The following is a 14400-nucleotide window of genomic DNA, read 5'->3' on the forward strand; positions in this document are numbered from 1 at the left end:
CGTCCGCGCATCATCCGCCGGACGAAAAATAGCCTGTGCGGTTAACCGGCCGCACCGAACTCGAACACCTCCCCATCATAGCCCGCCTCGCGCGGAATGCGCAGCTGGCGACCGCCCTCGGCGGTCTTGGTCATGACCGGCATCACGGTGACGATGTCCATGTCCCGCGCCGCCGCCAGGGCGTCGGCCACCGCGGGCTGCTTGCCGAGCCGGATCAGGTTGCGCGTGGTCGGGAACGGCAGCTTGAACCGGCCGTCCTCGCCGCCGGCCAGCGCCTCGCGCGGCGAGACCCAGACGGAGTCGGTCGATTCCCGGCCGTCATGGGCGCCGAGTTGGTCCGGCGGCGCCGCCGCCAGAAAGAACCAGGTGTCGAAGCGTTTCGGCATGCCCTCGGGCGTGATCCAATGGGCGTAGGGAACGAGCGCATCGAGCGCCAGCACCAGACCGTGAGCTTCCAGAACCTGGAGAAAGCTGATCTTGCCCTCGCACAGTGCCAGACGATGCGCCGCCTCGATGTCGCGAGCGGCAGCGGCATCGATCAGCGCGTCCGATCGGCGCAGCCGCGCCAGCAGGATGCCGCTCTCCTCGAAGGTCTCGCGCACCCCGGCGATGCGGAAGCCGAGCGCCTCGGCTTCAAGACCCTCGTCGCCGGCATAGAGCTCCGGCCTGCCGGCGATCTCCTGATCGCCTCTGTCGACGCTACCGCCGGGAAACACCAGGGCGCCCGAGTTGAACTCGATCTGATGGTGACGCACCATCATGAACACCTCGATCTCGCGCGCGACTGCGCTGTCGCGCAGCAGCAGCACGGTCGAGGCGGGACGGACGGCGGCAGCGTCAGCCATGGTCACTCCGCGGCGGTGGCACGAGGTTGCAGATTGGCACGCGCGTCGTAACGCGCCACGCGCGACAAGAGATAGTCGACCTCGGCCCTGGCCGCGGCCGTGATCGCGGAGGCCGGCTTGCGCTGCGCGCTGGAGGCGATCGCGCCGCGCTTCTGCAGCACGTATTTGCGCACGGCGAGCCCTGCCCCCGGCTGCTGCTCGTAGCGCACCAGCGGCAGATGCGCGTCGAACAGGTCATGCGCGGCGTCGCGCTTGCCCGCCTGCGACAGCTTGACCACGTCGACCAGCATTTCAGGGAAGGCGTAGCCGGTCATGGCACCGTCGGCGCCGCGCTCCATCTCGAAGTCGAGGAACAGGCCGCCATTGCCGCACAGGATCGACAGTGGCCGCAGCGAGCCGTCCTTCTGGAACGCGCGCAGCGTCGAGATCTTCTCCAGGCCCGGCCAGTCCTCATGCTTGAGCATCACGCAGGAGGGGCTGTCCATGACTATCTTGCGGATGACGGCCGGCGTGAACTGGACGCTCAGCGTCAGCGGATAGTCCTGCAGCACCCACGGAACGTCCTCGCCGATGGCCTCCTGGGCCTGCTTGAAATAGCTCGTGATCTGATCATCGGTGCGCAGGCTCGGCGGCGGCGCGATCATCACGCCGGCAGCGCCCGCATCCATCGAGGCGCGCGCCAGTGCGCGCATGGTGGCAAAACCCGGCGCGGAGACACCGACGATGATCTGCAGGTTCTTGGCCCGCTTGGCAAAGCGCACTGCAACCTGCTCGGATTCAGCGGCGTCCAGTTTCGGCGCCTCGCCCATGATGCCCAGCACGGTGATGCCGTCGCAGCCGGCCTCGGCATAGAAATCGACCAGCCGGTCGATCGAGGCCTCGTCGATGCGACCGTCATCATGGAACGGCGTCGGCGCGATCGCGAAGGTGCCTTTGGCGGCGGCGGTGAGCTTCATCTCGTCTGGTCTCCAATCTCTCTGGCGTCATTCCGGACGCGCCAGGCGCAGGCCCGGAATGACGACCTGAATACATCAAAACCGCCGTGCGGACTTGGCTATATCGGCCTCCGAAAAGAATATCTCCTCTGCATGGGCGGCGATGTCCTCCGCTTTCCACGCCGACGACGGCGGTCTCCAGCCGTCCATTTCCATCATACGCAACTCGCGCACGCCGCGCGGACCGGACACGCCGAGCACTTTGCCGGTCTGATCCCCCGAGAGTCTGCTGACCATGTAGAGCACGGCTGGCGCGATGCCCTCGGGCGTCAGCGCCGCGCCCGGGTTTTCCTTGTAGCGCGGCAGGTCCGCGGTCATGCGGGTCAGTGCGCCCGGCGCCAAGGTCCACACCCGGATGTTGTACTTGCGGCCCTCGATCGCCAGCACGTTCGACAGGCCCCAGATACCGCCCTTCGCGGCGCCGTAATTGGACTGGCCGAAATTGCCGATGAGGCCCGATGTCGAGGAGGTGTTGACGATGACGCCGCCGCCATTGTCGCGCATCCAGCGAAACACGGGAAGCGTGCAGCAGAAGGTGCCCTTGAGGTGCACCTGGACCACCTTGTCCCAGTCGGCCTCGCTCGACTTGGCGAAGGTCTGGTCGCGCAGGATGCCGGCATTGTTGACCAGGATGTCGGCGCGACCGAAATGGCGGATGGCATCGTCGAACACCGACTGGCCGCCGGCCATGGTCGAGATGTCGGCGCCGTTGGCGACGGCGCGGCCGCCTTCAGCGGTGATGGCCGCCACCACCTGCTCGGCCATCGACAGGTCCGAGCCGGAGCCGTCGCGCGGGCCACCGAGGTCGTTGACCACCACAGCCGCGCCTTCGCGTGCGAATAGTTTTGCATAGGCCTCACCGAGACCGCCACCTGCCCCGGTGATCAGCGCCACCTTGCCGTCGAGCAGTCCCATGGGTGTCTCCTCCTGCGCCGTGTCTTTTGTTGCCCGTCATGGCCGGGCTTGACGGCAACTAACAGACGTGCCTCACATGGCAATAATCAACCCAGCACGGTCTTGCCGTTCTTGATCACGGTGACGTTCCGCTCCTTCACCCGCGCCTCGAACGAGATCACGTCGCCGTCCTTCCACAGATCGACCGTCACGGTCTCGCCGGGAAACACCGGCGAGGAGAATCGCGCGGCGTGCTGGCGGAAGGCTGACGCATCGTAGTCGGCGTAGGTCTGCAGCACGGCGCGGCAGGTCAGGCCGTAGGTGCACATGCCGTGCAGAATCGGCCGCGGGAAGCCCGCGCGGCGCGCGAATTCGGGATCCGAGTGTAGCGGGTTGCGGTCGCCGCAGAGGCGGTAGATCAGCGCCTGGTCGGGCCGCGTCGAAATCTCGACGCTGCGGTCGGGTGCACGCGACGGCACCGGATGCGGGTCGGGTATGCCACCCGAGGGACCGCCGAAGCCGCCATCGCCGCGGGCGAAGCGCGAGGCCACCAGGGTCGCCAGCGGAGCGCCGCCCTCGTCGCGCAAGATTGTCTGATGGCGGATGACCGCGCCCTTGTCCTTGCCCTTGTCGGACACCGCGAGCACGGAGGAATCGGCCGTGATCTTCGCCGCGGTCGCCAGCGGCTTGTGAAAGGTGATGTCGCGCTCGCCGTCGACGACCAGCACGCGGTTCAGCTTCATGTCGCCGGGGCCTGCGCCCCAGGCGGCGACGGAGGCAAAGGTCGGCACCACCTTCAGTGGACGCGGCCCGGCCGTGGCCTCGTTGACGAAGGCAAGCTCCTTCTCATCCATCGGATCGGCCCCCATGCCGATGCCGTAGGCGTAGAGCATCACCTCGCGATCAGTGTAGGCGTAGTTCTGCCCGATCGCCTTCATCGCCATCAGCTCATCGTAGTTGATCGGCATGTTGCCTCCCCAAACCTCGTTCTTTGTAGGGTGGGAAAAGCGAAGCGTGCCCACCGCCTTTCTTGGTAGAACGGTGGGCACGGCGCTCTGCACCTTTGCCCACCCTACGCACTCGTCGTGGAGCACACCGCTCGTTCCGCATCCGTCATTGCGAGCGGAGCGAAGCAATCCAGGGCTGCGCAAGGACTCTGGATTGCTTCGTCGCTTCGCTCCTCGCAATGACGCGTGGATGCATCTTTGCTCCCTCTCCTAAACCGGCGTGAAGAACGGCAGCGGGGCGCCGTCGGTCGGCTTGAACACCACCTTCACCTTCTGGCCGATCTTCAACGCGTCGAAATCGCAATCGACGAAATTGGTCTGCAGCGACGGGCCCTCCTTCAAGGTGACGTAGCCGATCGCGTAAGGGCCGGTCGGCGACTTCCGCATGATCGAGAACGTGTAGATTTCCCCCTCGCCCGCGCTCTGCTCCCACACCGTCTGGTCCGAGAAGCAGAACGGGCAGATCGAGCGCGGAAAATAATGCGCCTCGCCACAGGCCGTGCAGCGCTTGATCATGAACTTGCCCTCGGCGGCGGCATCCCAGAACGCCTTGGTCTCGGGATTGGTGATGGGGGCCGGCAGTTTCTTCGCTTCGGACGTCAGACGCGCTCCAGAATGCAGGTCGAGGCGGCGTGGCGCACGCCGAGCAGGCCACCGGTGCCATGGGCGATGGCGAGATCGCAGTTTTGCACCTGCACCTTGGGATGGGCTTCGCCGCGCAGCTGGCGCACGGCCTCGATCACCTTGGTCATGCCGCCGCGGTTGACGGGATGGTTGCTGCAGAGGCCGCCGCCATCGGTGTTGAACGGCAGCTTGCCGACACCGGAGATGAGATTGCCGTCGGCGACGAACTTGCCGCCCTCACCCTTCTTGCAGAAGCCGAGATCCTCGAGCTGCATCAGCACGGTGATGGTGAAGCTGTCATAGATCGAGGCGTATTTGATGTCCTTGGGGGTCACGCCCGCTTCCTCGAAGGCGCGCGGGCCGGACCACACACCGGCGGAATAAGTGAGATCGAGGTCCTTGCCGCCGCGCGGCCCCTTCATCGCCTCGCCATGGCCGATGAGACGCACCAGCGGCTTCTTCAGACTCCTGGCGATCTCCGGCGTGGTCACGATCAGCGCGCCGCCGCCGTCGGTGACGACGCAGCAGTCCATGCGGTGCAGCGGATCGGAGATCATCGGCGAGTTGATCACGTCCTCGACCGTGACGACCTCCTTCAGCATCGCATGCGGATTGTACTGCGCGTGATGCGAGGCCGCGACCTTGATCCAGGCGAGTTGCTCCGACGTGGTGCCGTAATCGTGCATGTGGCGCATCGCGCACATGCCATAGGCGTTGTGGGTGGTGGCGCCATAGGCCATCTCGAAATCGGCCTCGGCGCCAGCGGCACGCGGCGGCATCGGCCCGGTGCGCGGCTTGCCGGCCAAGGTGATCAGCGCGATCGAGCATTTGCCGGCGGCGATGGCCTCGGCGGCATGGCCAACATGGATGAGATAGGAGCAGCCGCCGGTCTCGGTGGAGTCGATGTGCCGGACCTTCAGCCCGAGATAGTCGACCATCGGCCACGCGCCGCCCGGCGCGTCGCCGGCGCAGAAATAGCCGTCGATATCCTTCGCGCTGAGACCCGCATCCTCGAGCGCGCCCTTGGCGACCTCGGCATGCAGCTGCGCGGTGGATTTGTCGGGTGCATGCCGGGTCGGATGCTCATAGATCCCGGCAATGTAGGCCTTGCCCTTGATGGTCAACTCCGTCTCCGCTTCCTGTCGTTTCGTCCCAGGTGGTTGGAGATTTTTTGGACCGTTGGATAGAGCTTGGCAAGCGTGGAAAATATTCCGCAGGGTGGAGATGGTCGCACCCGAGCGACATATTTCGATGTTGCACGCGACAGCGCCCACGCTGTCATCGTCCGGCTGACCGGACGTCCGGTCGTCCAGGGATCGCAATGATTGGATCGAGACGCCGCGGCGTACTGGATCGCCCGGTTCAAGCCGGGCGATGACAGCGGAGTGCGTGGTGGGATTCTCGCACAAGCCACACCATCGCAATCCCGCGACAGACACTGCCCGGGTCATGCTCATCTCTTTCACCCTCGTCAAGTCGGAGGGCGCAGGGAAGGCCAGGCGTCGGCTGACGCCTGCGGCCCGCCTGCGAGAAAAAATGCAGGCGGCAGGTACCACAGGTGCAGCCGAGAACGCCCGGCCTTCCCTGCGCGATGGTCTTAACGCTTATACGCAGTCTGCCTGGTGCGCCGGGCTTGTTGGCCACCATTGCCCGCGCGGCGCGCAAGCGCCGTCGCGAACGTAGCACCAGCGTCGGGGTGCCAGCACGCTGCGACTTCGCGTCCGCGGCCTCGCCGTTCGTCCGCGCATCCAGGGACACGCTGCGGCAAAACCACGGCCATCGCTCCCCGCCCCGCGTGTCGTGACGATCGCGCGCTACGCCCCTCCGTACCGAGGCGGGATGCGCACAATAGAGCATGATTTCTGATATTCGTAAAGCGAAATCTTTGGGCTAAAATGGTGCTTGCTGAACCGCTCCAACGAAGCAGCCGAGATATTCCAAACCGCTCTGCGGTCGCTACCGCACGACAACAAGGGCGGCGCCGGAGAATAGCGTTTCAGAGATCAGCGGCAACACGGCTCGAGCTGCACGACTGCTGCCTACAGGTTGTTCGCCCCCGACGGCCCATGCTATCAACACCGTCAAGCGCCGATTTGACCATCAGCTTGCGGGCGCGTCTCAAAATGCAGCTAAAGCGAACGTGTCCCGCATGGAAAATCCCTGCCGGCCGTTCTCTGAACGGAGGCTCCCATGCGGTTTGCGGCCATTGCCGACATTCACGGAAATTCCGACGCGCTGGCCGCGGTCCTGAAGGACATTGCGGCGCTCGGCATCGATGAGGTCGTCAATCTCGGTGATCATCTCAGCGGCCCGCTCGAACCGGTTCGAACGGCGGAGATGCTGATGGCGCGCGACTTTCCGTCGATCCGGGGCGATCAGGACCGGCACATGATCGATCTCTATCGTGCGGGAGACACGGGGCGCAGCGACGTCCGCGCCCTCGATCAGGTGCATGTCGGCTGGTTGGCGGCGCAGCCGGCGACGCTGATCTATCACGACGACGTCTTCCTGTGCCATGCCGCGCCGGACGACGACGCCGTGTTCTGGCTCGATGAGGTCACCGCCTATGGCACGCTGCGTCAGAGCCCCCTTGCGCGTATCGAAGCACGGGCCGCCGGCATCGATGCCTCGCTGATCCTGTGCGCACACAGCCACATTCCGCGCATTGTCCGGCTCAGCGATGGCCGGCTCGTCGTCAATCCCGGCAGCGTCGGGCTACCCGGCTATCGCGGCCGCCCTCCGCACGGCTACCACGTCGAGACCGGGACGCCCGATGCCTGCTATGCGATCGCGGAGCAACGGCTTGGACGATGGTCGCTGACAATCCGCTATGTGCCGTACGATCCCGCGCCGATGGCGGCACTCGCACGACGCAAGGGCATGCACGACTGGGCGAATGCCATCGCGACCGGCTGGGTCGGGTGACGGCCGTCGCCGGCCCTCATCGCAGGGCGTGTCGGCGCCGGCGCGATTGAGCCGGCCGGGGGTCAGACAACAAGCAGCACGCCGGACAGCAGCAGAATGCTCAGGATGAGCCTCCTGAACAAGGTGTCGTTGACCCTGCGGAAGGCGAAGATGCCGAGCGCCGTGCCGGCGAGCAGAGCCGGAATGCTCAGCGCGAGATCGACGATCACCCTCGACGACAGGTCCCGCCGGGCCAGCATCATCCCCAGCGAGGCGATCTGCATCACGGCAATGAAGGGCTGCACCAGGCCGCGCTGGTCGGTTTTCGGCAGGCCGTGCATCTCGCACCAGATGGTCGGCAATGCTCCGGGCATCGCGGTCAGGCCACCGATCAGACCGCCGCCGAATCCGACGATCGCCGTGCGATGTCTGCTCATGCGTCGAACGCTGCCGAGGCCGGGCTTGAACAGCATGGTGGCGGCGTAGATCGCAATCGTCGCTCCGAACACCTGCTGAAACAGCCGGGCGTCCGCGTTGTGCAGCAGCCAGAGCGCCAAGGGCACGCCGAGCAGCCCGCCCAGGATCAGGACCAGGCTGTCCTTCCACCGGATGCTGTTGCGCAACGCCCACAGATTCGTCGCCTGCACGCCGACGCTGCACGCCATCATCAGCGGCACCGCCTCCAGCGGTTGCAGACCATGCAGCAGGATCGCGCCGGCCACGGCCGAGAAGGCAAATCCGGCCAATCCGGAAACGAAGGCGCCAGAGAACACGGCGGCGCTGAGCAACAAGAAAGAGGCGAGCCCGGGCATGAATATCTCCGGCTGATGAGGGTTGAAATGAGCGAGCTTCAATCGTGGGATGGGAGCGTCGAAACCGGCTTCGCCTGCGTGCCGTCCCGCATGGCAGCACCTCGCAGGATCGCACCGGCGACAACGTGCAGGAGCAGAAAGATGGCGAGGACGCTCGCCGCCAGCGCCGCCTGCGGCGTGATCGACAGCTTGCGCCGCGGCGGGGTCTCGTTGGCCTGCATCTCCGTCACCTCCAGCTACTGCTGTCAGGCTGGTAGCACCGCGACGTCCCCTGGCCGTCCCTTGTGGCCGTGATCCCCGAGCTCGTCACGAAGGCGTGTTCGGCGGCGGAATCTCGTTTGCTCGCCGTGCGGCTGCTGTCGAGCACGACGCGATCGGTCGCTCCCACCGAGGCCGGCGAGCGTCTGCTGCACCGGATCGGGCCGCGGTCCGAGACGATCGAAAGCGAGCTCGTCGGGCAGAGCACGCCCGCCTTCGGGGTTCTGTTCGAGGCGCTACGCCATCGCGCCTGACCGGCGAAGGATTCCGCTTGACCAATCCATAACCAACCGGTTATGCGTTTATCCATAACCAACGAGTTATGTATCGAATGCCGCGCTCTCCTGACATGCTGTTCCGAACGCTTGCCGACCCGACGCGGCGCGCCATCTTCGAAGGCCTGTGCCGGCATGGCGAGCAGACCGTCGGGGCGCTGACGGCCAAGGCCGGCGTATCGCAGCCGGCGGTGTCGAAGCATCTCGGCCTGCTCAAGCAGGCGGGCCTCGTGCGAGAGCGTCGCGAAGGCCGCCAGACGCATTACCGCGCGCAACCCAAGGCGCTGGCGCCGCTGCTCGACTGGACGAGCCGGATGGCTGCGTTCTGGGAGAGCCGGTTCGACCAACTCGACACTCTGCTCAACAGGATGGATCAATGAGCTCACCTGCGCCAGAAACCCGCACCGTCGTCGTCGAGCGCGAATTCGCGCATCCGCCCGAAAAACTCTGGCGCGCGCTGACGCAGCCGCATCTGATCGCGGAGTGGCTGATGACCAACGACTTTGCGCCGTCGGTCGATCATCGCTTCAAGCTGAAGGCCGACTGGGGCGTCGTCGACTGCCAGGTCGTGACCATCGAGCCGCACAAGACGTTGTCCTACACCTGGGCGGCGGCCGGCCTCGACAGCGTCGTGACCTGGACGCTGACGCCGACCGCCTTGGGCACGCACCTGCGCATGGAGCAGACCGGCTTCGCAGCCGACCAGACCCGCGCCTATCAGGGCGCACGCTACGGCTGGCCGAAATTCTTCGATGCGCTCGAACAGAGCGTCGCGCGCCTCGGCTGAGGCGTGCGCATCACGACGTCATCAGGGGAGAAGCACTTGAACTGGAACAACACCGTCCGGCAGGTCCATCGCTGGGTATCAATCGCCTTCACGGTCGCCGTCATCGTCAACATCGCCGCGATGACGCAGACGCAAGCCCCGCTGTGGGTCGGCCTGCTGGCGCTGATTCCGCTCATCGTGCTGCTCGGCACGGGGCTGTATCTGTTCGCGCTGCCCTACGTCGCGACGAAGTTGACCGCCTCACGGGTGGAGCGCTGAACGGGCAATCGCGCCCGGCGTTTTCCGGAGGGAGTCAAGCCTCTTGGCGATCCGGCAGGTCGAGCGTGCGTCAGCGAAGACGATCGCTGGCCGCCTCCAAGGAACGTCTTGCGTTCGCGGCCGAACCGCGCCCTATTGCCGCGTCTTCCGCCAACGAGGCTATTCTGACGTGAACGCTCTTACGCTCTTCAGCTTCGCCATCGTCGCCTTCATCGGGATCGCGACCCCCGGTCCGACGGTGCTGCTGGCCCTCACCAACGGCTCGCGTGTCGGTGTACGCCGCGCCTGGGCCGGCATCGCCGGCGCGGTGGCTTCGGACTTCATCCTCATCGGCGCCGTCGCGGTCGGTCTGGGCGCGCTGCTGGCCGCTTCAGAATTCTGGTTCTCGGTCGTGAAGTGGATCGGCGTGGCCTACCTCGCCTATCTCGGGCTGATGCTGCTGCGGTCCAGCGGGTCGATCGACCTTGCGGCGTCCGCAGACGGCAAGGACGGGTCACGACAGCCGCACGCGCTGTTTCTGAAAAGCTTCCTCGTCGCGATCACCAATCCAAAGGGCTATCTGTTCTTCTCGGCATTCCTGCCGCAGTTCGTGGTGCCGTCCGCGCCGCAGCTGCCGCAATATCTCACGCTGGCCCTCACCTTCGCGATGCTCGATGTCCTGATCATGCTCGCCTACGCGAGCGCGGGCTCGCAAGCGATGCGTTTCCTCAAGCGCTCCGGTGCCCTCTGGCTCGATCGCATCTGCGGCGGCGCGCTGCTGAGCCTTGCCGGCGCCCTTGCGCTTTACCGGCGAGCCGGCCCCTGACCCGGCCGCGCGTCGCGGTCGTCCACCTACTCCGCCGACCGCCGCATGTGGCGCTCGGTCACCGTGCGCATCGTCACCAGCTCCTCCGCGGCCGAGGGATGCCTGGCGCCAACCTCAATCGCACGAGCTTATACGTCCGTCGCGGGAAGAGAAAAGCACGGCATCACGAAGGCCGGTCTCGTGAAGCCCTGCCGCCGGTTCAAGGCCGCAGCAACCAGCAGAATGCCTCGCGCAGGATCTCAGTGCCGTTCGTCCGGTGCCAGGCGCCATGGGCGATCACGATCCGCTCGGGGTGCCACGCCAGCATGGTCTCGACCGCGGCCCGCAACTCGGGTCGGTGCCGCCAGGTAAATGTCAGCCGGAGATCGCGCGGCAGGCCGCCATGCGGCGGACCGACGCCCCCGATCCAACTCAGGTAGCGCGCCAAGCCGGCACCGATCTTGGCCGGCTCGAAATTCTCCATCAGATCGGTCAGGATCAGCGTGCGCGAAGGGCGATGGAAGAACACGACCTCCGTCATATAGCTGCCGAGGACAGGCAAGGTCGCGATCTCATCATCCCAGGGATAGCCACCGCTGCGATCCAGCGGCCTGCCCTCGAATTCGATGCGGCCCTTCGCCTGCGCGCGAATGCCCGGCGCCAGATAGATTGCCGCGTCGGGAAAGGCCGCCTGCCAGTCGGGGATCCACCAATAGTGGATGCGATTCGGACCGACGATGTCGCGCACGCGGCCTTCCCGGTCGATCTCGGCCCGCAGCGCCGGCGTCAATGGCGTGGGCGAGTGGACGAACAGATCGCCGGAAGCGCAGCGCACCACGGTCATGCGGGTGGGAAACGGAAATTTCAGCCCGGGAATGCCGAAGCGGATCACGGGCCCGTCGACGATCCAGATGTTCTCGGCAACGGGCTTCAGGGTGTTGAGCGGCGGATAGGTCGCAAGGCAATCATCCTGGGACATGCTGGTCGCTCTCCAACCGCTGAACGGTTCCAACGGCAGCAAGTCCGATCGGCCACGGTGTGGACCGTCGTCAGACCGTGAGCACTGGCCCACCGCAGTCGCTACGGACGCCGGCCGCGCACGAGCCCCAAAAGCAGTTGGCGCCCTACTCCGCCGCCTGCCGCACGTGGCGCTCGGTCACCGTGCGCATCGTCACCAGCTCCTCGGCGGCGGAGGGATGCAGCGCGATGGTGGCGTCGAAATCGGCCTTGGTCGCCTTCATCTTGATGGCGATGGCCACCGCTTGCGTGATCTCGGCGGCCATGTCGCCGACGATGTGGCAGCCGAGCACGCGGTCGGTCGCGCCATCGACGATGAGCTTCATCAGAACGCGGGTATCGCGGCCGGACATCGTCGCCTTGATCGGGCGGAAGTTCGTCTTGTAGATGTCGACGCGGTCGTACAGCTCGCGCGCCTGCGTCTCGGTGAGACCGACCGTGCCCACTTCAGGCTGGCAGAACACGGCCGTCGGAATGTCCGCGTGGTCGACGCGCACGGTCTTGCCGCCGAACACGGTGTCGGCAAAAGCGTGGCCCTCGCGGATCGCGACCGGCGTCAGGTTGAAGCGATGGGTGACGTCGCCGATCGCGTAGATGCTCGGCACCGAGCTCTGCGAGAACGCGTCCACCGCGATGCCGCCGTTCCTTGGATTGATGGCGACCCCGGCCTTCTCCAGGCCGAGATTGGCCACCGCCGGATGGCGGCCGATCGCGAACATCACCTTGTCGGAGGCGATGCTGGAGCCGTTCGACAGATGCGTGGTGTAGTCCTGGCCGTGCCTGTCGACGCTGGTGACCGTGCAGCCGGTCAGGATGGTGATGCCTTCCTTCTCCATCTCGGAGCGGACATGTTTGCGGACGTCCTCGTCGAAACCGCGCAGGATGTTGTCGCCGCGATAGACGACGGTCACGTCGGAGCCGAAATTGGCGAAGATGCAGGCGAATTCGAGCGCGATGTAGCCGCCACCCTGGATCACGATGCGGCGCGGCAGCTCGTCGAGATGAAACGCCTCGTTGGAGGAGATGACGTGCTCGATGCCGGGAATCGGCGTGCCGTGGTTGGGCGCGCCGCCGGTCGCGATGAGAATGTATTTGGCGCGGACGGTCTCGCCGGTCGTCAGCCGCACGGTGTGGGCGTCCTCGAGCACCGCGCGGGTCTTGACGATCCTGGCGCCAGACTTCTCGACGTTGCTGGTGTAGGCCGCCTCGAGCCGGGCGATCTCCTTGTCCTTGTTCCTGATCAGCGTCGGCCAGTCGAAGGTCGCGGTCGGGATGGTCCAGCCGAAGCCGGCGGCATCGGCGATCTCCTGACGGACATGCGAGCCGATCACGAACAGCTTCTTAGGGACACAGCCGCGGATCACGCAGGTGCCGCCCATGCGGTATTCCTCGGCGACCATCACGCGGGCGCCATAGCCGCTCGCGATGCGGGCGGCGCGCACGCCGCCCGAGCCGCCACCGATCACGAACAGGTCGACGTCGAATTCAGCCATCTCTCCCCCGACCTGGCCTTTCGGCCGCAAGCCTCAGATCGGCTTGTTGCGTTTGCGCATCTCGGCGCGGAACTGCGCGGTGACAGTGTCGGAAAATTCCGCCGCCCACAGGTTCATCGCCTGCATGCTCATCTGGATCGCCTTCGGCTCCGCCGCAAGCAGCTTCTGGCCGATGGCAGACTTGTAGAAGGCGACGAGGTTGGCGATCTCCTGGTCGGAGAACTCGTTGCAGTAGATCTGCGCCATCTTCTCGCCGATCTCCTTCTCCTTGCCGGCGTAGGTCTGCGCGACCACCACGGCGACCTCGTCGAGGTCCTTCTGGTAGTTGAGATTGGACTGCAGCAGCGCCTGCTTGGTCTGCTGCACGATGCCGGGGACGGCATTGGCGTACATCGCAGCCGCGTTCTTCATCCCCAGAATCTCGCGCGCGCCGGCCATGCAGGCGGGCGAGGCCGGCTTCAGCGCAGGTGCCTGGCCCTGCGCCGCAACCGGGCTTGCCGAGGCCAAGGCCAGCACGATTCCGGCGGCCGGCAAGATTCTGAACACGCTCTTCATTCCAAGTCTCCTGTGAGTTGCCGCCATGAGCGCAGCCTCGTGCCGCGCTCAGGGCCGCTGGATAACGCGAATTCCCTGTGCGCCTGCCAGGATCGCCGTGCTGCCGAGGCCGATGAACAGCCCATGCTCGACCACGCCCGGAATTGCGCTCAAAAGACCCGCCAAGCGCGGGGGATCCATGATCTCCCCAAGGCGGACGTCGATAATCCAGTGGCCGCCATCGGTGACGAAAACGTGGCCGTCTGCGGACTTGCGCAGGCTCATCGGCCCGGACACGCCGGCCGTGGCGAAGGCGTCACTCATCTCGCGCTGAGTCGCGGCGAGGCCGAACGGAACCACCTCGACCGGCAGCGGGTAGCGGCCGAGCTGCGCCACCCATTTACTGTCGTCGGCGATCACGATCATGCGATCCGAAGCGCTGGCGACGATCTTCTCGCGCAGCAGCGCGCCGCCGCCGCCCTTGATCAGGTCGAGCGCCGGATTGATCTCGTCTGCGCCGTCGATGGTGATGTCGAGCCGGTCGATCTCATCGAGCGTGGTCAGCGGCACGCCGCACGCTTGCGCCTGCGCCCTTGTCGCCTCCGAGGTCGGCACGCCCACGATCTTGAGCCCGGCGCGCACCTTTTCTCCGAGCAGATCGACGAAATGCTTGGCAGTCGATCCGGTGCCGAGACCGAGCTTCATGCCGCTCTCGACCTCCTCCAGCGCACGCGCCGCTGCCTGCCGCTTCAATGCATCCATGTCGACCAAGGAACCCGCCCTTCACACCCCGAGACCCCCACGGACGGGGGCCGAAAGCCGGCGCATATCTAGCGATGTTTTGACGCGGGGCCTAGCTCTCGCCGGCCACGAAATCGGACAAAATGCCATTGCGGGCCTCTTGCAAGGACAT

The 14400-nt window shown here is 65.9% G+C and carries 18 protein-coding genes; 6 read left to right on the plus strand and 12 right to left on the minus strand.

Annotation, left to right across the window (positions count from 1 at the left end):
- Nucleotides 1-41: 41 nt before the first annotated feature.
- The 6 genes from QX073_RS24595 to QX073_RS24620 form a co-directional block, all read right to left on the minus strand.
- Complete coding sequence (locus QX073_RS24595) at nt 42-845, minus strand: NUDIX hydrolase (protein WP_315717667.1); 804 nt, start codon at nt 843-845, stop codon at nt 42-44.
- A gap of 2 nt (nt 846-847) precedes the next feature.
- Complete coding sequence (locus QX073_RS24600; RefSeq protein WP_316226515.1) at nt 848-1801, minus strand: dihydrodipicolinate synthase family protein; 954 nt, start codon at nt 1799-1801, stop codon at nt 848-850.
- A gap of 75 nt (nt 1802-1876) precedes the next feature.
- A complete protein-coding gene (locus QX073_RS24605) occupies nt 1877-2755 on the minus strand; it encodes an SDR family oxidoreductase (protein ID WP_316226516.1) in 879 nt (292 codons plus the stop codon).
- An 86-nt stretch (nt 2756-2841) separates the two neighbouring features.
- Nucleotides 2842-3702, minus strand: coding sequence for a MaoC family dehydratase (locus QX073_RS24610; protein ID WP_315827823.1), 861 nt, complete (start codon nt 3700-3702; stop codon nt 2842-2844).
- A 249-nt stretch (nt 3703-3951) separates the two neighbouring features.
- The gene (locus tag QX073_RS24615; protein ID WP_316226569.1) at nt 3952-4344 is read right to left on the minus strand and encodes a Zn-ribbon domain-containing OB-fold protein; all 393 of its coding nucleotides are present in this window, start codon (nt 4342-4344) and stop codon (nt 3952-3954) included.
- Entirely contained in the window at nt 4341-5489 is a 1149-nt protein-coding gene (locus tag QX073_RS24620) for a thiolase domain-containing protein (protein ID WP_315827822.1), read from the minus strand. The genes QX073_RS24615 and QX073_RS24620 overlap by 4 nt, the downstream gene beginning before the upstream one ends.
- 1066 nt (nt 5490-6555) lie before the next feature.
- On the opposite strand from QX073_RS24620, the gene QX073_RS24625 reads away from it, so the two are divergent.
- Nucleotides 6556-7290 (plus strand): metallophosphoesterase family protein, encoded by a 735-nt coding sequence (locus QX073_RS24625; protein ID WP_316226517.1) that lies wholly within the window; start codon nt 6556-6558, stop codon nt 7288-7290.
- A gap of 62 nt (nt 7291-7352) precedes the next feature.
- Here the strand turns inward: QX073_RS24625 and QX073_RS24630 are convergent, their stop codons facing one another.
- Together QX073_RS24630 and QX073_RS24635 are read right to left on the minus strand one after the other, a co-directional pair.
- Nucleotides 7353-8081 (minus strand): sulfite exporter TauE/SafE family protein, encoded by a 729-nt coding sequence (locus QX073_RS24630; protein ID WP_316226518.1) that lies wholly within the window; start codon nt 8079-8081, stop codon nt 7353-7355.
- Nucleotides 8082-8119: 38 nt separating this feature from the next.
- On the minus strand, nt 8120-8302 hold the full coding sequence (locus tag QX073_RS24635) for a hypothetical protein (RefSeq protein WP_315752580.1): 183 nt from the start codon (nt 8300-8302) through the stop codon (nt 8120-8122).
- 63 nt (nt 8303-8365) lie between these two features.
- Between QX073_RS24635 and QX073_RS34450 the strand changes: the two genes are divergently transcribed.
- The 5 genes from QX073_RS34450 to QX073_RS24660 all read left to right on the plus strand — a co-directional run bounded on the left by QX073_RS34450 (nt 8366) and on the right by QX073_RS24660 (nt 10464).
- Nucleotides 8366-8593, plus strand: a complete 228-nt coding sequence (locus QX073_RS34450) for a hypothetical protein (RefSeq protein WP_410052387.1) — start codon at nt 8366-8368, stop codon at nt 8591-8593.
- A gap of 77 nt (nt 8594-8670) precedes the next feature.
- Nucleotides 8671-8994, plus strand: a complete 324-nt coding sequence (locus tag QX073_RS24645; RefSeq protein WP_316226519.1) for a metalloregulator ArsR/SmtB family transcription factor — start codon at nt 8671-8673, stop codon at nt 8992-8994.
- Nucleotides 8991-9401 (plus strand): SRPBCC domain-containing protein, encoded by a 411-nt coding sequence (locus tag QX073_RS24650; RefSeq protein ID WP_315717657.1) that lies wholly within the window; start codon nt 8991-8993, stop codon nt 9399-9401. The genes QX073_RS24645 and QX073_RS24650 overlap by 4 nt, the downstream gene beginning before the upstream one ends.
- Before the next feature lie 36 nt (nt 9402-9437).
- Nucleotides 9438-9659: a hypothetical protein gene (locus tag QX073_RS24655; RefSeq protein ID WP_315739639.1), complete on the plus strand. Its 222-nt coding sequence runs from the start codon at nt 9438-9440 to the stop codon at nt 9657-9659.
- Between the two features lie 169 nt (nt 9660-9828).
- Nucleotides 9829-10464 (plus strand): LysE family translocator, encoded by a 636-nt coding sequence (locus QX073_RS24660; RefSeq protein ID WP_315739638.1) that lies wholly within the window; start codon nt 9829-9831, stop codon nt 10462-10464.
- 199 nt (nt 10465-10663) lie between these two features.
- On the opposite strand, the gene QX073_RS24665 is transcribed toward QX073_RS24660, so the two are convergent.
- The 4 genes from QX073_RS24665 to rpiA all read right to left on the minus strand — a co-directional run bounded on the left by QX073_RS24665 (nt 10664) and on the right by rpiA (nt 14249).
- The gene (locus QX073_RS24665; RefSeq protein WP_316226520.1) at nt 10664-11422 is read right to left on the minus strand and encodes a DUF4336 domain-containing protein; all 759 of its coding nucleotides are present in this window, start codon (nt 11420-11422) and stop codon (nt 10664-10666) included.
- 145 nt (nt 11423-11567) lie between these two features.
- Entirely contained in the window at nt 11568-12953 is a 1386-nt protein-coding gene (gene gorA / locus QX073_RS24670; RefSeq protein ID WP_316226521.1) for a glutathione-disulfide reductase, read from the minus strand.
- 33 nt (nt 12954-12986) lie between these two features.
- Complete coding sequence (locus QX073_RS24675; RefSeq protein ID WP_315717652.1) at nt 12987-13508, minus strand: DUF2059 domain-containing protein; 522 nt, start codon at nt 13506-13508, stop codon at nt 12987-12989.
- 48 nt (nt 13509-13556) lie between these two features.
- Nucleotides 13557-14249 carry a ribose-5-phosphate isomerase RpiA gene (gene rpiA / locus QX073_RS24680; RefSeq protein WP_315752604.1) on the minus strand — a complete coding sequence of 231 codons (693 nt, stop codon included), beginning with the start codon at nt 14247-14249 and terminating at the stop codon, nt 13557-13559.
- Between the last annotated feature and the right edge of the window lie 151 nt (nt 14250-14400).

It is taken from the genome of Bradyrhizobium sp. SZCCHNS3052, assembly GCF_032484495.1.
Taxonomy (GTDB): domain Bacteria; phylum Pseudomonadota; class Alphaproteobacteria; order Rhizobiales; family Xanthobacteraceae; genus Bradyrhizobium.